21 protein-coding genes and 2 tRNA genes are annotated in these 19,511 nt (G+C 67.4%); 9 read left to right on the top strand and 14 right to left on the bottom strand.

The features are described from left to right. Positions 1 to 5: 5 nt before the first annotated feature. From rpoB to ABY42_RS01570, 3 genes are read right to left on the bottom strand one after another with little or no spacing between them, the layout of a single operon-like run. Positions 6 to 1,835 carry a DNA-directed RNA polymerase subunit B gene (rpoB, locus tag ABY42_RS01580; RefSeq protein WP_004973581.1) on the bottom strand — a complete coding sequence of 610 codons (1,830 nt, stop codon included), beginning with the start codon at positions 1,833 to 1,835 and terminating at the stop codon, positions 6 to 8. Position 1,836: 1 nt separating this feature from the next. Further along, a complete protein-coding gene (locus tag ABY42_RS01575) occupies positions 1,837 to 3,402 on the bottom strand; it encodes a DNA-directed RNA polymerase subunit B'' (RefSeq protein WP_004969057.1) in 1,566 nt (521 codons plus the stop codon). Further along, positions 3,399 to 3,626 carry a DNA-directed RNA polymerase subunit H gene (locus ABY42_RS01570; RefSeq protein WP_004044577.1) on the bottom strand — a complete coding sequence of 76 codons (228 nt, stop codon included), beginning with the start codon at positions 3,624 to 3,626 and terminating at the stop codon, positions 3,399 to 3,401. The genes ABY42_RS01575 and ABY42_RS01570 overlap by 4 nt, the downstream gene beginning before the upstream one ends. Positions 3,627 to 3,893: 267 nt before the next feature. Between ABY42_RS01570 and ABY42_RS01565 the strand changes: the two genes are divergently transcribed. From ABY42_RS01565 to ABY42_RS01555, 3 genes are all read left to right on the top strand, one after another. Next, a tRNA-Asp gene (locus ABY42_RS01565) sits at positions 3,894 to 3,966 on the top strand. A gap of 30 nt (positions 3,967 to 3,996) precedes the next feature. Further along, positions 3,997 to 4,069, top strand: a tRNA-Asp gene (locus ABY42_RS01560). A 351-nt stretch (positions 4,070 to 4,420) separates the two neighbouring features. Further along, the gene (locus ABY42_RS01555) at positions 4,421 to 5,212 is read left to right on the top strand and encodes an SDR family NAD(P)-dependent oxidoreductase (protein ID WP_082220632.1); all 792 of its coding nucleotides are present in this window, start codon (positions 4,421 to 4,423) and stop codon (positions 5,210 to 5,212) included. Positions 5,213 to 5,221: 9 nt separating this feature from the next. On the opposite strand, the gene ABY42_RS01550 is transcribed toward ABY42_RS01555, so the two are convergent. The 3 genes from ABY42_RS01550 to ABY42_RS01540 are packed head-to-tail and all read right to left on the bottom strand — an operon-like array spanning position 5,222 to position 6,980. Further along, positions 5,222 to 5,578 carry a fluoride efflux transporter FluC gene (locus ABY42_RS01550; RefSeq protein ID WP_050458526.1) on the bottom strand — a complete coding sequence of 119 codons (357 nt, stop codon included), beginning with the start codon at positions 5,576 to 5,578 and terminating at the stop codon, positions 5,222 to 5,224. Next, the gene (locus tag ABY42_RS01545) at positions 5,575 to 5,910 is read right to left on the bottom strand and encodes a CrcB family protein (protein WP_050458525.1); all 336 of its coding nucleotides are present in this window, start codon (positions 5,908 to 5,910) and stop codon (positions 5,575 to 5,577) included. The genes ABY42_RS01550 and ABY42_RS01545 overlap by 4 nt, the downstream gene beginning before the upstream one ends. Before the next feature lie 20 nt (positions 5,911 to 5,930). Continuing rightward, positions 5,931 to 6,980 carry an ATP-binding protein gene (locus ABY42_RS01540; RefSeq protein ID WP_004973587.1) on the bottom strand — a complete coding sequence of 350 codons (1,050 nt, stop codon included), beginning with the start codon at positions 6,978 to 6,980 and terminating at the stop codon, positions 5,931 to 5,933. Between the two features lie 75 nt (positions 6,981 to 7,055). On the opposite strand from ABY42_RS01540, the gene ABY42_RS01535 reads away from it, so the two are divergent. Then, positions 7,056 to 7,499 carry a DUF7382 domain-containing protein gene (locus ABY42_RS01535; RefSeq protein ID WP_050458524.1) on the top strand — a complete coding sequence of 148 codons (444 nt, stop codon included), beginning with the start codon at positions 7,056 to 7,058 and terminating at the stop codon, positions 7,497 to 7,499. Positions 7,500 to 7,523: 24 nt separating this feature from the next. Here the strand turns inward: ABY42_RS01535 and ABY42_RS01530 are convergent, their stop codons facing one another. After that, positions 7,524 to 8,792 carry a tRNA(Ile)(2)-agmatinylcytidine synthase gene (locus ABY42_RS01530; protein ID WP_050458523.1) on the bottom strand — a complete coding sequence of 423 codons (1,269 nt, stop codon included), beginning with the start codon at positions 8,790 to 8,792 and terminating at the stop codon, positions 7,524 to 7,526. Between the two features lie 142 nt (positions 8,793 to 8,934). Between ABY42_RS01530 and ABY42_RS01525 the strand changes: the two genes are divergently transcribed. After that, entirely contained in the window at positions 8,935 to 9,909 is a 975-nt protein-coding gene (locus ABY42_RS01525; RefSeq protein ID WP_004973594.1) for a transcriptional regulator, read from the top strand. A gap of 70 nt (positions 9,910 to 9,979) precedes the next feature. Next, on the top strand, positions 9,980 to 10,363 hold the full coding sequence (locus ABY42_RS01520) for a hypothetical protein (RefSeq protein WP_050458522.1): 384 nt from the start codon (positions 9,980 to 9,982) through the stop codon (positions 10,361 to 10,363). 40 nt (positions 10,364 to 10,403) lie between these two features. On the opposite strand, the gene ABY42_RS01515 is transcribed toward ABY42_RS01520, so the two are convergent. The 6 genes from ABY42_RS01515 to ABY42_RS01490 all read right to left on the bottom strand — a co-directional run bounded on the left by ABY42_RS01515 (position 10,404) and on the right by ABY42_RS01490 (position 15,814). Next, positions 10,404 to 10,658: a glutathione S-transferase N-terminal domain-containing protein gene (locus ABY42_RS01515; protein ID WP_004973596.1), complete on the bottom strand. Its 255-nt coding sequence runs from the start codon at positions 10,656 to 10,658 to the stop codon at positions 10,404 to 10,406. A gap of 111 nt (positions 10,659 to 10,769) precedes the next feature. Further along, a complete protein-coding gene (locus ABY42_RS01510; RefSeq protein WP_050458521.1) occupies positions 10,770 to 12,182 on the bottom strand; it encodes an NCS2 family permease in 1,413 nt (470 codons plus the stop codon). Positions 12,183 to 12,371: 189 nt separating this feature from the next. After that, complete coding sequence (locus ABY42_RS01505; RefSeq protein WP_004969046.1) at positions 12,372 to 13,085, bottom strand: phosphoribosyltransferase family protein; 714 nt, start codon at positions 13,083 to 13,085, stop codon at positions 12,372 to 12,374. 74 nt (positions 13,086 to 13,159) lie between these two features. Beyond that, entirely contained in the window at positions 13,160 to 13,690 is a 531-nt protein-coding gene (pyrE, locus tag ABY42_RS01500) for an orotate phosphoribosyltransferase (RefSeq protein ID WP_004973603.1), read from the bottom strand. 156 nt (positions 13,691 to 13,846) lie between these two features. Beyond that, on the bottom strand, positions 13,847 to 15,043 hold the full coding sequence (locus ABY42_RS01495; protein WP_004973604.1) for a glycosyltransferase family 2 protein: 1,197 nt from the start codon (positions 15,041 to 15,043) through the stop codon (positions 13,847 to 13,849). Positions 15,044 to 15,271: 228 nt separating this feature from the next. After that, entirely contained in the window at positions 15,272 to 15,814 is a 543-nt protein-coding gene (locus tag ABY42_RS01490; RefSeq protein WP_004973607.1) for a CDP-2,3-bis-(O-geranylgeranyl)-sn-glycerol synthase, read from the bottom strand. A 126-nt stretch (positions 15,815 to 15,940) separates the two neighbouring features. Between ABY42_RS01490 and ABY42_RS01485 the strand changes: the two genes are divergently transcribed. Next, a complete protein-coding gene (locus ABY42_RS01485) occupies positions 15,941 to 16,780 on the top strand; it encodes a proline dehydrogenase family protein (protein WP_004973608.1) in 840 nt (279 codons plus the stop codon). Positions 16,781 to 16,859: 79 nt separating this feature from the next. Next, positions 16,860 to 17,504 carry a DUF502 domain-containing protein gene (locus ABY42_RS01480; RefSeq protein WP_050458520.1) on the top strand — a complete coding sequence of 215 codons (645 nt, stop codon included), beginning with the start codon at positions 16,860 to 16,862 and terminating at the stop codon, positions 17,502 to 17,504. 78 nt (positions 17,505 to 17,582) lie between these two features. Here ABY42_RS01480 and ABY42_RS01475 read toward each other — a convergent pair whose 3' ends face one another. Continuing rightward, positions 17,583 to 18,521: a branched-chain amino acid transaminase gene (locus ABY42_RS01475; RefSeq protein ID WP_004044594.1), complete on the bottom strand. Its 939-nt coding sequence runs from the start codon at positions 18,519 to 18,521 to the stop codon at positions 17,583 to 17,585. Positions 18,522 to 18,611: 90 nt separating this feature from the next. Here ABY42_RS01475 and ABY42_RS01470 point away from each other — a divergent pair, with 90 nt between their 5' ends. Then, complete coding sequence (locus ABY42_RS01470) at positions 18,612 to 19,502, top strand: NAD-dependent epimerase/dehydratase family protein (protein ID WP_050458519.1); 891 nt, start codon at positions 18,612 to 18,614, stop codon at positions 19,500 to 19,502. The last annotated feature ends 9 nt before the right edge of the window (positions 19,503 to 19,511 follow it).

Genomic DNA, 19,511 nt, shown 5'->3' with positions numbered 1-19,511 from the left:
AGTGGTTAGACCGCGTCCTTCAGTTCGATTCGCGGCCGGACGCCGAGCGCGACCATCTCGTCGAGGAGCAGCTTGAACGCGTAGCTGATCTCGATCTCGTGGATGTTGTCCTCGTCGCCGGTGACCGGGTCGTAGATGCGGCGCTGGTCGCGGTCCTCGACGGCGACCATGCCGGTGTCGGCGGAGATGTAGACCTTCTCCTTGTCGGAGGAGTCGAGCAGGCGCTCCTGGAGCACCATCGCGGCACCGTGGCCGATGACGGTGTCGCGCTCCATCTCCCCGAGACGGAGGCCACCCTCGCGGGCGCGCCCCTCCGTCGGCTGGCGGGTGAGCACCTGCACGGGACCGCGCGAGCGGGCGTGCAGCTTGTTGCTCACCATGTGGTACAGCTTGTGGTAGAAGATGATGCCGACGAAGATTTCGGCCTCGATCTTCTCGCCGGTGACGCCGGAGTACATGACCTCCTTGCCGGAGGACATGAAGCCGCGCTCTTCGAGCGCCGAGCGGAGCTCCTCTTCGTTTTCGCCCTGGAAGGCGGTGCCGTCGACGCGGCGGCCTTCGAGCGCACCGACCTTGCCGCCGAGCATCTCCAGCACGTGGCCGACCGTCATCCGCGACGGCAGGGCGTGCGGGTTAAGCACGAGGTCGGGAACGACGCCATCCGCGGTGAACGGCATGTCCTCCTGGGGTGCCAGGTGGCCCACGACGCCCTTCTGTCCGTGGCGGGACGCGAACTTGTCGCCGAGTTCCGGAACGCGCTGGTCGCGGACGGACACCTTGGCGAGCTTCGAGCCGTCTTCGCCCTCCATGAGCGTGACCGTGTCCACGACGCCGGACTCGCCCGAGCGCATCGTGACGGAGGTCTCGCGGCGCTTCTGCGGCGAGAGCCCCGCCATGTCGTCGGGTTCCTCGAGGAACCGCGGCGGCGAGGTCTTGCCGAGCAGCACGGAGTTCTCGTCGACGACCGTCTCGGGGTTGACGAGGCCGTCCTCGTCGAGGTGCGAGTAGGCGTCTTCACCGCGCGCGCCGCGCACGTCCTGCGACGGAATCTCGAAGCGGTCTTCCTGACCGCCGGGGTAGCGGCGCTCTTCGCCCTCGTAGGTGCGGAAGAAGTGCGAGCGGGCGAGGGCGCGTTCGACGGAGCCCTTGTTCATGACGAGCGCGTCCTCGATGTTGAAGCCCTCGTAGGACATGACGGCCACGACGAAGTTCTGGGCCGCGGGTCGCTCGTCGAACCCGATCTGCTCCGTGGTCTGCGTCTTGACCATCGAGAGCTGCGGGTAGTGCATGAGGTGCTGACGGGTGTCCGGGCGGATGCGGTAGTTCGCCGCGGGCAGCCCGAGGGACTGCTTCATCATCCCTGCACCCATCGTAATGCGGGGCGAGGCGTTGTGCTCCGGGTACGGAATCATCCCGGCACCGATGCCGAAGATGAGCTGCGGGTCGATTTCGAGGTGCGTGTGGTCCTCGTTGAGTTCGTCCTCGTCGACCGCGACGTAGATGTCTTCTTCCTCCTCGGCGTCGATGAACTCGACGAGTCCGCGCTCGACGAGGTCGTCGAAGTCGAGGTCGTTGTTGTCGAGCGCCTCGACGTGGTCGTCGTCGAGGAGCGGCTCGCCGTCTTCGACGACGATGAGCGGACGGCGGGCGCGGCCCGCGTCGGCGTTGATGATGACTTCGCGGGTGCGCTCTTTGACGGAGACGTTCACCATCTGGCTCACGTCGCCGCGGCGGCGCGCCTCTCGGATCTGTGCCGCGAGTTGGTTGGGGTCCGGGTGGGTCCCGACGAGACTACCGTTGACGTATACTTTCGCTTCTCGCTGTGCCTGAGCCATGTTAGTCGTCCGCGGGTGTGGCGTCGACGCTGTCGATGCCGGGGATACCCTCGACACCCATCGACGCGAGTTCTCGTTTCAGCGACTGTTCGTCTTCGACGTTCTGGGAGAGTTCCATCGCCTGCGCGAAGTTCTTCACCAGACCGCAGTTCGGTCCCTCGGGAGTCTCGGAGGGACAGATGCGACCCCACTGGGTCGCGTGCAGGTCGCGCGCCTCGAAGTGCGGCTGCGACCGCGACAGCGGACTGCGGAGGCGGCGAAGGTGCGACAGCACACCCATGTAGTCGGTGCGGTCGACGAGCTGGGAGACGCCGGAGCGGCCGCCGACCCAGTTACCCGTCGCGATGGGGTGTTCGAGCCGCTCGGTGAGCACGTCGGACCGGACCACGGTGTTGACCGTCAGGTTCCGGTTCCGCATGTTGGCGCGCTCGAGCTGGTACTTCACGTCGCGTGCCAGCTTGTTGAGCGCCGTCCGGAAGAGGTCCTTCATGAGGTCGCCGGAGACCTTCAGGCGCTTGTTGGCGTAGTGGTCCTTGTCGTCGGAGTCGCGGCGCTGCAGCGCGAGTTCGAAACACGCCTCGGCCATGCGACAGAGGTAGTACGCCTTGTTCATGCGCACTTCCTCTTCCTCCGCGCCCTCCTCGTGGAGGTGCGGGAGCAGGTAGCGGTCGATGACGTAGTTGGCGCGCTTGAGCTGGTAGTTCTTGCCCTGGCCGCCGGCGACGCGCTTGCCGAGCGCCTCGATGGCCTGCTCTTGGGTCTGCACCTCGGCCTCCTCGAGGTTCTCGAGCATGAACTTCACAATCTCCGGGTCGTCGGAGACGCGGTGGACGATCTCCTCGTCGGATTCGAGGCCGAGCGCGCGGACGAGCGTGACGAAGTTGACGCTCCCGGAGACGGACGGGAACGACACTTCGAGGAGTCCCTCGCGGTTGCGCTCGCAGAGCACGAGCGCGCGGTAGCCGCGGCGCTGGCTGAACGTCTTCGCGACCTGAATCTCGTCGCCGTACTTCGTGTCGTACTCGGCGAGAATCTTGTTCGGCGCCAGGTCCTCCGAGGTCATGAGCACGCGCTCGGAGCCGTTGACGATGAAGTAGCCGCCGGGGTCGACGGGGTCTTCGCCGATTTCGACGAGGTCCTCGTCGGAGAGCTCGGCGATGTTGCACTTCGAGGAGCCGACCATGATGGGCATCCGGCCGACCTTCGTCTCCGCAGTGTCGACGACGACCTCCTCTTCTTCTTCGCCGCCGCGGACGATGGACATCTCCATGAACACGGGGGCGGAGTAGGTGATGTTGCGCAGGCGCGCTTCCTGCGGGAAGAGCAGTTCCTCGGAGCCGTCGGCCTCGCGGACGCGGGGCGTCTCCACGCGGACGCCACCGAGTTCGACGTAGACGGGTTCCTCGCCCTCCTTGTCGCCGATGTCGGTCTCGATGGTCGCCTTCTCCTCGACGACGTCCATCATGCCGCGTTCGAGGAACGCGTTAAACGAGCGGAAGTGGTGTTCAGCGAGCCGTTCTTCGGAGAAGTACTTGCGAGAGACCTCGCGTCGCGCTTGTCGGTTCATTCGATCACCAGTCGGTATACGACTGCTTTGTCTGTCGTTCGAGAGTTCCGAACGATCTTGATGACGTCGCCGGGCTCTGCGTCCTCGGGGAGCGCCGGGTCCTTCAGCTTGATCTTCGGGAGGTTCGTCTTCTCGACGTTATACTCCTGTAACACGTCCTCGACGGCCTCGTCGTCGAGTTTCGTGTGTTCCGGAACCAGTTTGTGTTGGCTTACGTCTACCATGTATGGTGCTGCTGGGTGCTGGAAGAAGCTGTCACGGGATACTACGGCTGATTTTGGGACGCACCCATTTAACACTTGCCAACTGCGTCGAAGAAAGGCGACGCTATCGGAGGTCACGCACCGGAGATGCGCGAATCGTCACGTGTTGGCATGGGGTATCGCGATATAAATGTCTTCGGGGCAAGAATCGCGGTACCGCGGGCCAAGGGCAACCCAGATGGTAAGTCTTATCTATAAACCTCGGCTACGGATGAGTGCAGACGGAGGGCCCGGGTGGTGTAGTGGCCCATCATACGACCCTGTCACGGTCGTGACGCGGGTTCAAATCCCGCCTCGGGCGCTCTCCGTACCGCAAAACTCACTTCAGTAAGCCCGGGTGGTGTAGTGGCCCATCATACGACCCTGTCACGGTCGTGACGCGGGTTCAAATCCCGCCTCGGGCGTACTTTTCGATGAATTACTCTCTGAGCGCCGAGTCTCGTCTCGGCGCGAGCGTAATTCTCGTGAATACCCCAAAGGGATTGAACCCGACGACGAGCGAGTGTAGCGAGTGACGTCGGCACGGTTCAAATCCCGCCTCGGGCGCTTCTCTGATTTCAACTCCTCCAGCGAGGCGTCTCGTCGCCGAGCGACAGTGAGTGAAATCTGTAAGCGACGACAGGCGGGATTTGAACCAAGGAGCGAAGCGAGCGGTAGCGAGCGGAGCGACTGAGGTTCAAATCCCCGACCCTTACCGGAAGAGCGCCGTAAGGGAGCGTCAACACCGCCATATTCTCGCGTGACGTCGGTACAGTATGACGAGTGGGACAACCGACGGGCGGGTCGTCGTGGTGACCGGCGCGAACGAGGGAATCGGTTACCACACGCTAGTGGCGCTCCTGAAGAAGGGCTACCGAGTCGCCGGGCTCGACGTCAACGTGGATAATCTCCGGCCGCTTCAGGAGGCGTATCCCGACCGCGTCCGCGTCTACGAGTGCGACGTGACGAACGACGACGACGTGGAGGCGGCGGTGGCTGGACTCCTGGACGAGTGGGGACACATCGACATCCTCCTCAACAACGCGGCGATATTCAACTTCGGCTTGTTCGACGACCGAACGCTCGACGACACGCGCGAGGAGTTCGAGGTGAACTACTTCGGCTACCTTCGGATGATACGGGCCGTCCTGCCGCACATGCGGGCCCGAAACTCGGGGCACATCCACAACGTGAGTTCCGGCGTCGGACTCGTCGGCACGCCGGGACTATCGGGGTACGCGTCGACGAAGGGCGCAATCGAGGCGTTCACCCGTTCGCTTCGGATGGAACTGCAACGCGAGAACGTCTCCTGTTCGGTGATGCACCCGCCTTACACCGCCACCCGGTCGGCGGCCCGACTCGGACTCCCGTCGTCGATGATGAGTGACCCCGAAGACGTGGGGCGGAAGTTCGCCGACAAAATCGAGTCGACCCGTCTCGTCGTCACCGCCGACCTGACGACCAGAGTCGGGCTGTATCTCGCCCGCCGCTTCCCGTTCATCGTCAGGCGGGGGACCAAACGGTTCCTCGACGAGCGCGAGGCGGCCGTCGAATCGGGCGGGCGGTGAGCGCCGGACTCACCCGACCGTCCCGCCCACAGCCCCGCCAATCGCAACCCCGACCAACGCCGCCACGAGCGTCCCGAACGCGTACCGAGCCGCCGTGTCGTAGTCGCCCGCATCCGCGAGTTCCGCGACGCCGACCGCGAACGACGAGAACGTCGTGAAGGCCCCGCAGAATCCGGTTCCGGCGAGCGCCACCGCCGCGTCACCGACGGGCGCAGTGACGAGAAATCCAAGCGCGACGCTCCCGAGGACGTTGACGGTGGCGGTGCTCCATTTGCCGACAATTCGCTGGTCGACGGTGTGCCGAGAGACCGCGCCGGCCATCCCACCGACGCCGACGAGGACGGCCGAGAGAAGCGAGAGACTCATCGCCGTCCTCCGAACGCGAGGCCGAGCGCGGCGGCGGCGAAACCGAGCGCGTAGTTCGCGCCGACGTTGAGCGCGCCGCCCATCGGCGACAGCGACGCGGTCTGGACGGCGAACGTGCTGTACGTCGTGAACGACGAGAGCAGCCCGGTCCCGAAGAACAACTGCGCCCGGCGGGAGGAGACCGACGTGATGAACGTCCCGAGGACGAAGCTCCCGAGGACGTTCACGGCGAGGGTACCGCCCGCGCCGGGAATCGCGACGGAGACGCCGTAGCGCAGTAGCGCCCCGGCGAAGCCGCCGAAGGCGACCAGTGCCAGTTCCGAGCGGTCCATACGGCTCTTCTCCGGCCGGACTACTCGATGGTTTCGGAACGGTCACGGTCTGGAACCGCCCGCGGCGTCGCGCCCCCGTCCGGCGTCTCTCGGGGACGCACCCGCACGTCGTGGACCGTCTCCGTGGTGTCGTCGACGACGAGCGCGCACCCGCGTTCCCGCGGGAGCCGAGCGCGGAGCGATTCGTCGAAGTACGTCGGGTCTGCGGCCGCCATCGCCGACACGTCGGGACCGGCGGTGAGTCGGTGGACGACCCGGAGGTCGGCCTGCGAGACGGCGACCTCGGGGAGCGCCGAGGGCCGCTGGGTCGCGAGAACGACGCCGACGCCGGGGGCTCGCCCGCGCGTGAGAAGCGTCCGAAGCGCGGAGTCTGCGAGCCCGCCGACGAACGCGTGGGCCTCGTCGAGAAGCACCCACGGGATGCGAGAGACAGCGTCCGCGACGCGGGCGTCGTAGAGACCGCGGGCGACGACGCGGACGACGGCGCTCGCGGGGGTCTCGTCCAGTCCCGAGAGGTCGAGCACGTCGGGCGCGGGACCGCAGAGCGACCGCGGGTCGAGCCCGTCGGGGTGGAACACGCCCCACGAGTCGGCGAGCGCGAGGTGGTTCGCCGCGGCTCTGCGCGTCTCGGGCGCGGCGTCGGCGTCGTCGACCGCCCCGCGCATCGCAAGGAGCGAGTCTTCCTCGGCCGCGAGTCGCCAGACGAGCGACCCCGCGGGGGCGGTCGGGTCGAGACCGAGCAGGTCCGGCCACGCGCTCGGCGGGAGCGCGTCGGCGCGGACGCTCGGCGCGTCGTGGACCGTCCCGTCTATCGGCGACGCTTCGAGGCCACCGAAGACGCCCATCGGGTCGATGACGACCGGCGCGACGCCCGCGGCGCGCGCCAGACCCTCGGCCATGACGCCGAGCGTGTGGGATTTCCCGCTTCCGCGCTTGCCGACGACGACCGCCGCGTGCGGGCGGTTCACGTCGAGGCCGACGGCCGCGCCCTCGCTCCCGTCGCGGGCGCGGTAGTTCCCGAACCGGCAGACGGGGCCTTCTTCGTCCGAGTCGCGGCCGATGGTGTGCATGGCGCGGACTGGTCCCGCGATGCGACTTGAACCTCCGGGCGAGAGTTTATATACGAACCCGCGGCCAGACGGCCCATGCTCGATACGTTTCGGTCAGACACGCGCGCCATCGAAGGTCTCCCGGTCCGCCTCGTCGTCGCCCTCGTGGTCGGCGTCGCCAGCATGAGCGTCATGCTCAACATGCTCTCGGGAGTGCAGGGTCTCGCCACCTCGGAACTCGACGTGAAGCCGACGCCCGACGTGGTCGGCCCCGGCGCACAGGACCTCTCTTTCACCGTCGTCGACCACGAAGGCGACCCGGTCGAGGGCGCGACGGTCATCGTGAAATCTGGAACCGCAGAAATCGACGGCGTGGCGGCGGCGAAGACCGGCGACGGAGGGTCCGCGACCATTCGGGTCGACGCCGAACTCGGCGCGAACCGCGAAGACGGGACGCTCGTCGTGGACGTGAAGCCGCCCGCCGGGGGGTCGTTCGTCGACCGCCGCGAGAACACGAACGTGCTGGTCGTCCAAGACTGAGGGAGACGGCCGCGAGCCGCGGGCTCAGCGTTCGGGGTGCGTCGCCGCGTCGAAGCCGCCGCGAACGAGCGGTTTGGCGATGTGTCGGCGGGCGCAGGGCGGCACCTCGTACCAGCCGAGTTCGAGGTCGCGGTCGACCGCCCGCTCGACTTTGCCGGGCGCGTCGGTCCCGCAGTCGCGACACCGGTAGCCCTGATTCCGCCCGGCGCTTTTCATCGTCCGCCCGCAGTCGGGGCAGACCGGCGTCGCGGGCTCCGTGCGCACGAGGTCGCGGACCGCGAACTTCTCCAGTTTGAGCGTCCCGTCTCCGACCTCGCCGCAGGCGGTGAGGGCGTCGCCGACGCGGAGCGCCCGCACCCGGTTCCGGAAGCGCTTCGTCGGTTCGAAGGCGGCGACGGAGACCGTCGAGTCGCCGGCTTCGAGGTCGAAAAAGACGTGGCCGCCGGCGCGCGTCTCCGGGTCGGAGGCGACGGTGCCGGCGACGCGGTAGGCGCGGCCGTCGCGGAGGTCCGAGACGACGCCGTCGCGGAGGTGCGCGTCGGTCCCCTGATTCGTGAGGAACGTCGCCGAGCGGTCGACGGGCTCGGAGTCGATGGCGGCGGCGACCTCGCGGACGGTGTCGGCGTCGTCGCCGCGGATGCCGTGGAGAATCGGTCCCGGCGCGTTCGGCACGCAGACGGCCTCGCCCTCCTCGCGGTCCACGGTGTCCCACGCGTCGGGATACGCCGCGTCGGCCGCGCCGAAGACGGAGTCCAAATCGACCTCGCGAGGCGTCCCGCAGCGGTGGAACTCGCGGTAGGAGATGTGTTCGTAGGTCCACTCGTCGAAAGCGGCCCACGCGCCGACGGCCGCGAGCGCGCCGATACGACCCCGCCCGCCGTGCCAACCCTCGGTCAGAAACCCGGAGCGCTCCGCGAGGTCGACCGCGTCGTCGAGGTCGTGGAAGTCGCGGACGGCGTCGCGGGCGAAGTCGGCGACGGCGGTCGAAACCGTGTCGGGCGACCCCGGCGCGACGACGAGGCCCGGACTGGTTCGGTCGTCGTCGAGGACGGCCCAGCGGTCGAGCTCGTCGCGGGCGACGTCGAGCGCCGCGCCCGCGGGGAGGTCGGTGTGAAGCGCCAGCGCCGCGTTCCCGCGGGTCTTGTGTTCGACCGCGGGGTTCAAGCGGACGAGGAGTCGCCGCTCGACGGTCCCGCCGCGGGCCTCGACTGCCTCTGCGACGAGCGTCGCCAAGTACGTCGTACACATCCCGAGGGTGCGGGAGTCGGTGTCGTCGAGGCCGATGACGGTCATCGCCGGAGATTGCCGGAGGGCGCAGTAACGCCTTTCGGGTCGGTCGCGGCTATATAAATGCGGCATCGAGAAGGGATACACGTCGGCGAGGGCGGCGATACCGGGGAAAACGCTTTATGGGCCGAATCGCTTATTGCCCCCTATGTCCCGGTCAGCGCTGGTTGGTAATGTCGCCGCGATGCTCCAAGACGCGGGCTTCGTCGTGAGCGACCGCATCGCCATCCGGCCGAAGAGCTTCGACCTCGCCGCCCGGAGAGGTGAGGACCTGTTGCTCCTCAAGATACTGGGGAACATCGACGCGTTCGACGGCGTCACCGGCTCCGAGATGCGACGCCTCGGCTCGTACCTCGACGCCACGCCGTTGGTCGTCGGGCTTCGCACTCGAGACGAGGACCTCAAACCCGGAGTCGTCTACTTCCGTCACGGCGTGCCGGTGTTGAACCCCGACACCGCCATGGACCTGTTCGTCGAGGAGGTTCCCCCGCTCATCTACGCCGCCCCCGGCGGTCTGTACGTGAGCCTCGACGGCGACGTGCTCGCCGAAGAGCGGCAAGAACGCGGGTGGAGCCTCGGACAGCTCGCGACCGAGCTCGGCGTCTCGCGGCGCACCGTCTCGAAGTACGAAAACGGCATGAACGCGAGCATCGAAGTGGCGATTCACCTCGAAGAGCTGTTCGACCGGCCCTTCTCGAGCCCGGTCGACGTGCTCACGGGCGCGGAGGACGTGCGCGACGCCGAGCCGACTCCCGAAGACCCGGACGTGGACCCCGACGACGAACACGTTCTGTCGGTGTTGACGCGCGCCGGCTTCACCGTCCACCCGACCGCCCGCGCACCGTTCAAGGCCGTCAGCGAGGACGCCGGACGCAAGAAGGAGACGAACGTCCTCACGGGCCACTCGTCGTTCACCCGCAGCGCCGAAAAGCGCGCCCAAATCATGTCTTCGCTCGGCGAAATCACGCGGACGCGCTCGGTCTACTTCGTCGAGGAACAGCAGAAGCGCGAGTCGGTCGACGGAACCGGCATCGTCAGCTGCGAGGAACTCGCCGCCATCGACGACCCCGACGAGATTCGCGACCTGATTCGAGAGCGGACCCGCGACCCAGCAGAGAGCTAACCGCAGGGTCGCGGCACGCTCTCGTGCGGTTGCTACTATGGTTATCATCGTCGCCAGCGTAGCGGTTGCTATGTCGAACGTGCGAGGGCCGAACGGGAACGACGGCGTGAGTGAGGAATCGCGGGCCACCGTCGAAACGCTCGCGGCCGCGGTGTGGCGCGAGGCCGCCTCGTGGCCGGCGGTCGAGCGGACGGCGCTTTTCGGCTGCCCGTCGTTTCGGGCGAACGGGACGCTCTTCGCCGTCGTCTCCGAGCAGGGGCTCTCGCTCACGTCGCTGTCGGCCGAGTCGCGGGCGGCGGTGGCGAAACGACACCGCGTCCTGCCGTTCGAGGCGAACGGTCGCATCGTCGGGTCGTGGGCGACCGTCGATATCGAGCCGAGCCGAATCACCGAACTCTCGGACGCGCTCCGCGCGAGCTACGAGACCGCGTGCGGTCGAAAACGAGAACAGTAAGCGGGAGCCCGACGGCCGCCGCGAGAGGGAAGGGAGGGGGTTACGCCGCCGAGCCGTAGGTCTCTTCGAGGTAGTCGACGATATCGTCGCTCTCGGGCATCCCCTCGACGCCGTGTTCCTCGTCGACGAGGACGGGAACGCCGGTCTGGTCGCTTACCTCCTCGACTTCCGTGCGCTCGGCGTGGGCGCTGGGAACCATCCGCGACTCGTATTCGAGGTCGAGTTCGGCGAGCTTGTTCTTCACCTTCGCGCAGTACGGACAGCCCTGCAGTTCGTAGAGGACGAGTTGAGACATCGCTCGGAGATATGGAGTCCGAGCGGAAAAACGCGGCGGTGGTGTGTGTCGCGGACGCATCGGAGAGAAACGCACGCCCGCGGGGGAACCGAGCGGTCGCGGGTCGGCGTCTCAGACCTGCGCTTGCAGCATGCCCGAGGTGCGGATGACGAAGTAGAGGAAGAACGCGATGGCGAGTCCCCACTGGCCGGCGCTGACCTCGTCGTACTCGCCGGCGGCGACCTTCACGAGCGGGTACGAGACGATGCCCGCCGCGATGCCGTATGCGATGGAGTACGTGAAGGGCATGACGAGGATGGTCATACCGGCGGGGATGGTGACGGTGATGTCGTCCCACGCGACGTCGACGACGTTGCGGAGCATCACGACGCCGATGACGACGAGCGCGATGTGGGAGGCGTACTGCGGAATGGCCGTCGCGAGCGGGACGATGGCGAGCGAGCCGAGGAACAGGAGGGCGACGACGAGCGCGGTGAGGCCCGTGCGGCCGCCCTCTTCGACGCCCGTGGCGGACTCGATGTAGGTCGTGACCGTCGAGGTGCCGAGCATCGCGCCCGCGGTGGTACCGACCGCGTCGGCCATGAGCGGCTTGTCGATGTCGGGGAGGTCGCCGTTCTCGTCGAGGAAGTCTCCGGCCTGGCCGACGCCGACGAGCGTGCCGGCGGTGTCGAAGAAGTCGACGAAGAAGAACGTGATGACGATGAGCGCGAAGCTGAACGCCTCGACGTTGCCGAAGCCGGAGATGAACGCGCCGGCCAGCGGCGTGATGTCGTAGGTGGCCGCCGAGGAACCGGCGACGAGACTGGCCTCAGACGAGACGACGCCCGAGACCGTGAGGCCCCAGCCGAGAAGCGACGTGCCGACGATGCCGATGATGATGGAACCGGGGACGTTCGCCGCGTAGAGCGCGAACGTGAAGAACAGGCCGACGATGGAGACGATGGCGACGGGGTTCGACGCGAGGTCACCCATCGTGATGAGCGTCGCGGTGTCGTCGACGACGATGCCCATCGCCTGCAACCCGATAATCGCTAAGAACAGCCCGATACCGGTTCCGACGGCCATCTTGACCGGTTCGGGGAACACCTTGATGATGGCTTCCCGCGCGCCGGCCGCGGTGAGCGCGATGAAGATGATGCCCTCGACGAAGACGGCCGCGAGCGCCGTCTGCCACGGGACGCCCAACGCACCGACGACGGTGAACGCGAAGAAGGCGTTCAGGCCGAGGCCCGGCGCTTGCGCGAAGGGTCGGTTGGCGTAGAACGCCATGACCGTGGTCGCGATTGCGGCCGCGAGGATGGTGACGACGGCGAGCATGGACTGGACCTCGCCCGGCGTGTACCCGGCGATGGCGATGCCGTCGACGCCCTCGATGTACGGTTGGTCTGTGAGAAGCGACGGGTTGACCACGACGATGTACGACATCGTGAGGAACGTCGTGATGCCCGCGAGAATCTCGGTCCTGACCGTGGACCCGTGTTTATGCACGTCGAAGTAGTTTGCGAGGGTTTCAGAGAGCCCCATGATGCACGACTAAGCATACCCACGATTGCACACATAAGCATTACCATCCTCCCGGGGAGAATTACCCACGAACGTGAGTTAAACGACCCATTCGACGTGTGAGAACGGCACAGAAGTGCCTATTTTCCCACCAGTTGTAAGTGAACTAACGAGTTTAGAGCCGTTTATCCGAGCGGCCGCGGGGGAGCCTCAGTCGAAACTGCTCAGCGCGCCGACCGGGGCGTCGGTGAGTTCGCGGGCGCGGTTCGTCCCCTCGTCGCCGACGGCGATGAGCGCGAAGACGCCGGCGATGTCGGCGTCGGCCTGCAGCGCGATGTCCAAGAGGAGTTCCTGCGTCTCGCCCGAGCGGATGAGGTCGTCGACGACGAGGACGCGCTCGCCGTCGTCGATGGCGCTGGCGGGGAGGTAGTAGGTGAGTTCGATGCCGGACGCGAGGCGCTGGCGCGACTCGATGAAGTCCTCGACGGCGGTCTCTTTCGACTTCTTCGCGTACGCGAGTCGCGCGCCGAAGTAGCTCGCCATCGCCGCGCCGAGAGTGATGCCGTCGGTCGCCGCGGTCAGAATCACGTCGGGGCGTTCGAGGTTCAGCGTGTTCGCCGCGACGGGCGCGACGAGGTCGAGGAACGACTGGTCGAAGACGACGCCGGAGTTGTCGACGTAGCCCTCGTCGTCGAATCGGACGCGGGCTTCGAGTTCGTCGGCGAGCGCGTCGCGGCCGACGCCCTCGACGACCTCCCGGGCGCGTTCGACCCCGGGCAGGACGTGCCCGTTGACGTAGCGGTTGAGGTCGCCGGCCGGCAGTCCCGTGAGTTCGGCCAGCTCGTCGTACGTCCGGGTCTCTTTGAGCATCCGGAGCACGGAGACAGCCTGCAACTGGAGTGCGGCCTTCTCTGCTCTGTTCATGCCTCCGCCTTCGTACTTGCACAAAAATGAATACTTCGATTGCCGATTCCGAGTGAATTAGTCACAAGCGTGTATTAGCGGTCGGCGTCAGCCAGCAGATCCTCGGCGGTGAGAAGCGACTCCAGTTCGATGTCGTGTTCGGCTAACAGCTCCGCTGCGCCCTCCTGTCGGTCCACGACGACGATGACGCGGTCGACGACCGCGCCGGCCTCGCGGAGCGCCTCCACGGCGTCGACGGCGCTCTGGCCGGTCGTCGCGATGTCTTCGAGGACGACGACCTCCTCGCCCTCGTCGAGCGCGCCCTCGATGCGCTTCGCGGTCCCGTACTCCTTCGCCTTCTTGCGGGCGATGACGTACGGCTTGTTCGTCTCGACCGCGGTCGCGGCCACGAGCGGGACCGCGCCGAGCGCGACGCCCGCCAGCTTGTCGTCGTCCGCGACGCGCTCCGCGAACGCCTCGGCGATGAGCTTCAGACACCGGGGGTCGGTCTCGAAGAGGTACTTGTCCACGTAGTAGCTCGACGTGCCGCCGTGGGAGAGTTCGAACTCGCCGAACTGGACCGCGTCGGCGGCTCGAAGCGCCTCGATGAGTGCTGCGTTCGCCATCTTGTTTCGAGAGGGTTCAGGGAGGCGCTTAAGCGGGACGGTTCGGGGGCGGTTCGGACCGGTCCGGAGGAAGTTCGGAGCGGTTCGAGGCGGTTCGCGATGCTCAGGGTGGTTCGGACGCGGCGACCCCCGCGACCGCGGAACTGTGGGCGACCCCTACTTTCCGGTCTTCTTCGTCACGCGGAAGTCGCGGGGCGGGTCGAGGATGCCCGCGACCGTCCCCATCGAGTGGACGACGGTGACGACCGGCGCGAGCGGGACCGCGAGCGCCCACGAGAACTTGTCGCGGCCGTAGTAGACCACGCCCCGGAGGTACCAGAACGCCGTGAGCGCGCCGAGCGCGAGCGACGCGAGCGCGAACAGGCCGCTGGCGACGAGGCCGACGCCGAGGACCGACAGGGGGACGGCGACGACCGTGACCACCGGCGAGAGCGCCCACGCGTAGTTGCGGACGCGAGTGAGAAGCTGATAGTGAGCGGGGAGCGCCGTCGCGGCGTCGAGGTTACCGGCGGCCCAGCGGCGGCGCTGTTGGAGAATCTCGGTGAGCGACGGCGGGGCCTCGTTGGCGCAGGTCGCCGTCGCGAGGTCGAACGTGAAGTCGTCGAGTTCCTGTGCGGCCGCCCAGACGAACGCGGTGTCCTCGACGAGCGTCTCGCGGTCCCACGTGACCGCCTCTTCGACCTCTCGGCGGACGGCGATACCGCCGCCCCACGCGAACAGCGGAATCGAGAGGCGCGCGAAGGCGCGCTGTTCTATCTGGACGCCCATCCGGTAGACGTCGGCGAGGTAGGAAAACAGCGAGTCGGTCCGACGCGGCCGCTCGCGCAGTTGGACCACGTCGGAGCCGGGAAGCCCGTCGAACGACTCCAGCAGGCTGTCCTCGTCCAGGTAGAGGACGTACTCGCGGTCGGTTTCGAGGTTCCGCCGCGCCCACTCGATTGCGCGACCCTTCCGGACGGCGTCGCAGTCGAACTCGTCGGGGACGGCGTGGACCGCTGCGCCCGCGACGTCGATGTCGGTCTCGGCGACGACGTGGACCTCGTCGAACGACGCCGGGAGCGAGTCGACGGTCGATTGGACGACCGACTCGGCGTCGACGGTGAGGATGCGGACCTGAATCTCGTCGGGGCCGTACTCCGGGGCCGGGGGCTCGTAGCCCGCGCCGACGACGTAGGTGAGGACGACCCAGACGAGGGCCGTGAGGGTGAAAAGCGCCGTCGTTCCGACGACCAGCAGTTCGCCCGCGGCGGTCCAGTCGACCCCGCCGGGTGCGAGCCACGGCGCGGCCGTCCCGACGGCCGCGAGGACGGCCACGAGTCCACCGACGATGAGTGAGATTCGTTCTGTCTTCATCTGGCCGAGTCGCAACCGTCGGAGGGACTTGAACCGAGGCGTCCGTCCAGCGCAGTACGGGACGTTTGACCCGGATTATCCCGAGTTAATCGCGGTGTCTCGCGGTGATATCGGCTTCGTAACAGGAACGAGCGGGGACCGAAGGGGCGGCGGCGCGAGCGACCGCGGGACCGACCTCGTCGACTCGCGCGCGTCGGTTGGCGACCCGGCGCGCGGACGCTCGGCCGCCTACCACGGCTCGTTTTTCAGCCCGAGCAGGTACGCGCCGACGTTGGTGACGACGTGGAGCACGGGCGTCATCACGAGCACGACCGCGAGCACGGGGAGGGTGAACGTCGCCGAGAACCAGCCGGGCGCGGCGACGAGCGCGAGGACGAGCGCGCCGACGACGAAGTCGAGCTGGTCGAGGCCGGGGAAGGCGGCACCGCGCTCGCGGCCCGACCGACGCTTGAGGAACGACGCGCCGATGTCGCCGAGCATCGCGCCGAGCGCGAGGCCGAACCCGGCGGCGAGCGGGAACGTCGGGAGCGAGACGCCGAGTGCGCCCGAGACCGCGGGCCCGACGGCGTTGAGGACGACGGCGAGGAGCGTCCCGGCCAGCGTCCCGGCGGCGGTGCCGCGCCACGTCTTTCCGTCTCCGAGGACGCGCCGGCCGCCCCACGTGCGCCCGCCGTCGATGGGGCGGCCACCGCCGGCGAGGACGGCGGCGTTGTTCGGCACGTACGCGGGCAGCATCGCCCAGAAGGCGGTGGCGACGAGAGAGACGACCATACCGACCCGTCGGCGGCGAAGAATGTAAGTTCCGACGGTTCGTCGCCGTTCGAAGCGCCGGGGTCGTTCGATTTCGCGTCCGAACCGATGATAACCCTCAATAGCTGAGGGTCGCAATCGTTCGTTATGATTCCGCCCATCGCGAGCAGGTTCGTCGCGGGAGAGTCCGCGGCGGGAGCGCTCGACCACGCCCGACGGATGAACGACGACGGCGTGGCGGTCATCCTCAACCTCCTCGGGGAGCACTACGGCGAACGCGGCCCCGCGGACGAGGACGCGGCGGCGTACGTCAGCCTCGTCGAGGACATCGCCTCGACCGGCATCGACGCCTGCGTGTCGGTCAAGCCCTCCCAAATCGGCCTCGACGCGGGCGACCGCGTGTTCGAGGAGAACTACCGGCGCATCGCCGAGGCGGCGGACGAACACGGCGTCTTCCTGTGGTGCGACATGGAGGACCACGAGACGACCGACGTGACCCTCGACGCCTTCGAGGAACTCGCCCGCGAGTTCGACGGCGGGATGGGGCTGTGCGTGCAGGCGAACCTCAAGCGCACCCCCGAGGACCTCGAACGCCTCGCCGACGTGCCGGGGAAAATCCGCCTCGTCAAGGGCGCGTACGACGAGCCGGCGGCGGTCGCCCACAAGCAGAAATCGGCGGTCAACGAGGCGTACAAGGAACTCCTCGCGTACCTGTTTCGGGAGTACGACGGCGGCATCGCGGTCGGCAGCCACGACCCCGAGATGATAGCCTACGCCCGGGACCTCGGCGCTGAGTACGACCGCGACTACGAGGTGCAGATGCTCATGGGCGTGCGCGAGGACGCACAGCGCGAACTCGCCGCCGAGGGCGTCGAGGTGTGGCAGTACGCGCCCTACGGCGACAAGTGGTTCTCCTACTTCTACCGCCGAGTCCGCGAGCGCAAGGAAAACGCCCTGTTCGCGCTCCGGGCCGTCGTCGGCGTCTGAGAGGGCGGTGGGGTGCGGGTACGCCCCCGTCCCGCACTAGAAATCCCCTTATGCCCGCGGGTTCACGTACCCGATATCAATGTCCTCGTGGAGACGCGACTTCGCCAGCGGCCTCGTGGTCCTCGTTCCGCTCATCGTCATCCTGTACGTCCTCTCCATTCTGTACGGCGCAATCGTCCGCATACCGGGAGTCGACCGCCTGTTGGAGTTTCCGGAGCCGTACACCTACCTCTCGGAGGTGTTCGGGTTCTTCGTCGCCATCATCATCTTCCTGTTGTTGGTCCTCTCGGTCGGCTACCTGATGCGGACGACGGCCGGTCGCCTGCTCGAATCCGGCCTCGACGGCGCCATGAACAAGGTCCCGCTCGTTCGCGTCATCTACAACGCTTCTAAGCTCGCGGTCGAAACCGCTCTCACTGGTACCGAAGACCTCCAGAAGCCGGTCCGTCTCGAAACGTGGCCGGGCATCCGAATGACCGCGTTCAAGACCGGGAAGACGACCAAAGACGGCAAGGAGATCGTCTTCATGCCGACCGCGCCGAACATCACCACCGGGTTCGTGATGGAAGTCGACCCCGAAGACATCGAGGAGACCGGCGAGAAGGTCGAAGAGGCACTCACGCGCGTCCTCTCGGCCGGGTTCGCAGAACAGGACCACGTGGACGAGTTCAACATCGAAGTGACCGAGGAGTCCGGCGACGGGCGCGTCCCCAGCAACGAGTAAGGATTCGGCGGCGGCGGCCGTCGCTATCGGGACGCGGCGGTACAGTGACGTGAAAAGGGAGCTCGTTTTCGCGGGCGTCTACTGCTCGTCGACGTAGGTGAACCACTCTTCGTGGTCGTCGGTGCGGCGCTCCACGAGGTCGAAGAAGGCGGACTGCAGTTCCTCCGTGACCGGGCCGCGGGTGCCCTCGCCGATGACGACGTTGTCGACCTTGCGGATGGGGGTCACTTCGGCGGCGCTGCCGGTGAAGAACAGCTCGTCGGCCGTGTTGAGTTCGCCGCGGCTGATGGTCGCGCTGTCGTCGACCTCGTAGCCGCGCTCGCGGGCGAGCGTGATGACGGTGTCGCGGGTGATGCCGTCGAGGATGCTCTGGGAGAGACCGGGGGTGTAAATCTTCCCGTCGCGGACCATGAAGATGTTCTCGCCGGGGCCCTCGGCGACGTTGCCCTCCTTGTTCAGGACGATGGCTTCGACGTAGCCGTTGCGGCGGGCTTCCTCGCCCGCGAGCATGGAGTTCACGTAGAGACCGGTCGTCTTCGCGTTCGTCGGAATCTGGCTGGAGGCGTGCTTGCGCCACGACGAGACCATCACGTCGACGCCGTTTTCGAGCGCGTCCTCGCCGAGGTAGGTCCCCCACGGCCACGCCGCGATGGCGACCTCAGTCGGGTTGTCCTTGGGGCTGACGCCGAGCGAGTCGTAGCCGTAGAACGCGATGGGGCGGATGTATCCGCCGTCGAGGTCGTTGCGCCGGATGACCTCCAGGGTCGCCTCGGTGAGTTCCTCGCGCGTGTACGGAATCTCCATGTCGTAGGGCTTCGCGGACTGATAGAGCCGTTCGAGGTGCTCCTCCCAGCGGAAGATAGCCGGGCCGCGGTCGGTGTCGTAGGCGCGAACCCCCTCGAAGACGCCCGTCCCGTAGTGGAGACCGTGGGTGAGGACGTGCACCGTCGCGTCCTCCCAGTCCTTGTACTCTCCACTCTGCCAGATCGTCGAGACATCCATCTCGTCAAATCCCATGTAGTGGCCTTCGGTGGCCCCCCTCTAAAATCATGACGACCCGACCACCGCGTCCCCCGCGGTTTTGTCCGCGGGCCGCCATGACGGGGTATGAGCCTCGAATCCGTCGCCGTCACGGGCGGGACCGGAAACCTCGGGCCGACCGTCGTCGCCCACCTCCGCGCGAGCGGCTACACCGTCACGAATCTCTCGCGGCACAGCGAGTCGTCGCTCGCGGACCGCGACTACCGCGTGAGTGCGCTCGACCCAGGCGACCTCACCGCGGCGCTCAGCGACGTCGACGCCGACGCGGTCGTCCACCTCGGAACCATCTCGACGCCGACGAACGACCCCGGCCACCGCGTCTTCGAGAGCAACGTCCAGTCGACCTACGTCGTCCTCGAAGTCGCCGCCGCGCTCGGCATCGACCGCGTGGTCGTCGCCTCCAGCATGAGCGCCATCGGCGGGAGCTTCGAACCCGACCCCGCCCGCGTCGACTTCCTCCCGGTGGACGAGACCCACCGCGCGACGCCCTCGAACCCCTACGGCCTCGGGAAGTACGTCGCCGAGCAGACCGCCGCGGGGTTCGTCCGCCGCGACGACGCCCCCGAAACGGTCGCCAGCCTCCGGTTCCCGTGGATGCCGAGCGAAGAGGAGGCCCGCCGGACCTTCGCCGAGGCCGACCGCTCGCTGTCGGGACTGCGGGACGCCGGGCACTTCCACACCGCGCGCAACACGCTCTTTTCGTACCTCGGCAGAGAGGACGCCGCGCGACTCGTCCGTCGGGCGCTCGAAGCCGACTTCGCGGGCCACGAGGTGTTCTGGGCCGCGGCCGCCGACACCTCGACGACCGTCGAGTCGGCGAGGGTCGCCCGCGAGGTCTACCCCGGCGCGGAGGTGAGAACGACCTTTTCGGGCCACGAGGCGCTCGTCTCGACCGAGAAGGCGGAGCGGCTGCTCGGCTGGGAACCGACGTGGTCGTGGCGCGACGGGCGCGCGTGAGAAGGTAAA

The sequence above is a fragment of the Haloferax gibbonsii genome, from assembly GCF_001190965.1.
Classification (GTDB): Archaea; Halobacteriota; Halobacteria; order Halobacteriales; family Haloferacaceae; genus Haloferax; species Haloferax gibbonsii.
Note: the sequence above shows the minus strand (reverse complement) of the source record. Positions and strands in the feature narration are given on the sequence as shown.

Bases quoted from the DNA above. Each gene is read 5' to 3' on its own strand.
- rpoB (WP_004973581.1), bottom strand. From the start codon at position 1,835: ATGGCTCAGGCACAGCGAGAAGCGAAAGTATACGTCAACGGTAGTCTC.
- ABY42_RS01575 (WP_004969057.1), bottom strand. From the start codon at position 3,402: ATGAACCGACAAGCGCGACGCGAGGTCTCTCGCAAGTACTTCTCCGAA.
- ABY42_RS01570 (WP_004044577.1), bottom strand. From the start codon at position 3,626: ATGGTAGACGTAAGCCAACACAAACTGGTTCCGGAACACACGAAACTC.
- ABY42_RS01555 (WP_082220632.1), top strand. From the start codon at position 4,421: ATGACGAGTGGGACAACCGACGGGCGGGTCGTCGTGGTGACCGGCGCG.
- ABY42_RS01550 (WP_050458526.1), bottom strand. From the start codon at position 5,578: ATGAGTCTCTCGCTTCTCTCGGCCGTCCTCGTCGGCGTCGGTGGGATG.
- ABY42_RS01545 (WP_050458525.1), bottom strand. From the start codon at position 5,910: ATGGACCGCTCGGAACTGGCACTGGTCGCCTTCGGCGGCTTCGCCGGG.
- ABY42_RS01540 (WP_004973587.1), bottom strand. From the start codon at position 6,980: ATGCACACCATCGGCCGCGACTCGGACGAAGAAGGCCCCGTCTGCCGG.
- ABY42_RS01535 (WP_050458524.1), top strand. From the start codon at position 7,056: ATGCTCGATACGTTTCGGTCAGACACGCGCGCCATCGAAGGTCTCCCG.
- ABY42_RS01530 (WP_050458523.1), bottom strand. From the start codon at position 8,792: ATGACCGTCATCGGCCTCGACGACACCGACTCCCGCACCCTCGGGATG.
- ABY42_RS01525 (WP_004973594.1), top strand. From the start codon at position 8,935: ATGTCCCGGTCAGCGCTGGTTGGTAATGTCGCCGCGATGCTCCAAGAC.
- ABY42_RS01520 (WP_050458522.1), top strand. From the start codon at position 9,980: ATGTCGAACGTGCGAGGGCCGAACGGGAACGACGGCGTGAGTGAGGAA.
- ABY42_RS01515 (WP_004973596.1), bottom strand. From the start codon at position 10,658: ATGTCTCAACTCGTCCTCTACGAACTGCAGGGCTGTCCGTACTGCGCG.
- ABY42_RS01510 (WP_050458521.1), bottom strand. From the start codon at position 12,182: ATGGGGCTCTCTGAAACCCTCGCAAACTACTTCGACGTGCATAAACAC.
- ABY42_RS01505 (WP_004969046.1), bottom strand. From the start codon at position 13,085: ATGAACAGAGCAGAGAAGGCCGCACTCCAGTTGCAGGCTGTCTCCGTG.
- pyrE (WP_004973603.1), bottom strand. From the start codon at position 13,690: ATGGCGAACGCAGCACTCATCGAGGCGCTTCGAGCCGCCGACGCGGTC.
- ABY42_RS01495 (WP_004973604.1), bottom strand. From the start codon at position 15,043: ATGAAGACAGAACGAATCTCACTCATCGTCGGTGGACTCGTGGCCGTC.
- ABY42_RS01490 (WP_004973607.1), bottom strand. From the start codon at position 15,814: ATGGTCGTCTCTCTCGTCGCCACCGCCTTCTGGGCGATGCTGCCCGCG.
- ABY42_RS01485 (WP_004973608.1), top strand. From the start codon at position 15,941: ATGATTCCGCCCATCGCGAGCAGGTTCGTCGCGGGAGAGTCCGCGGCG.
- ABY42_RS01480 (WP_050458520.1), top strand. From the start codon at position 16,860: ATGTCCTCGTGGAGACGCGACTTCGCCAGCGGCCTCGTGGTCCTCGTT.
- ABY42_RS01475 (WP_004044594.1), bottom strand. From the start codon at position 18,521: ATGGGATTTGACGAGATGGATGTCTCGACGATCTGGCAGAGTGGAGAG.
- ABY42_RS01470 (WP_050458519.1), top strand. From the start codon at position 18,612: ATGAGCCTCGAATCCGTCGCCGTCACGGGCGGGACCGGAAACCTCGGG.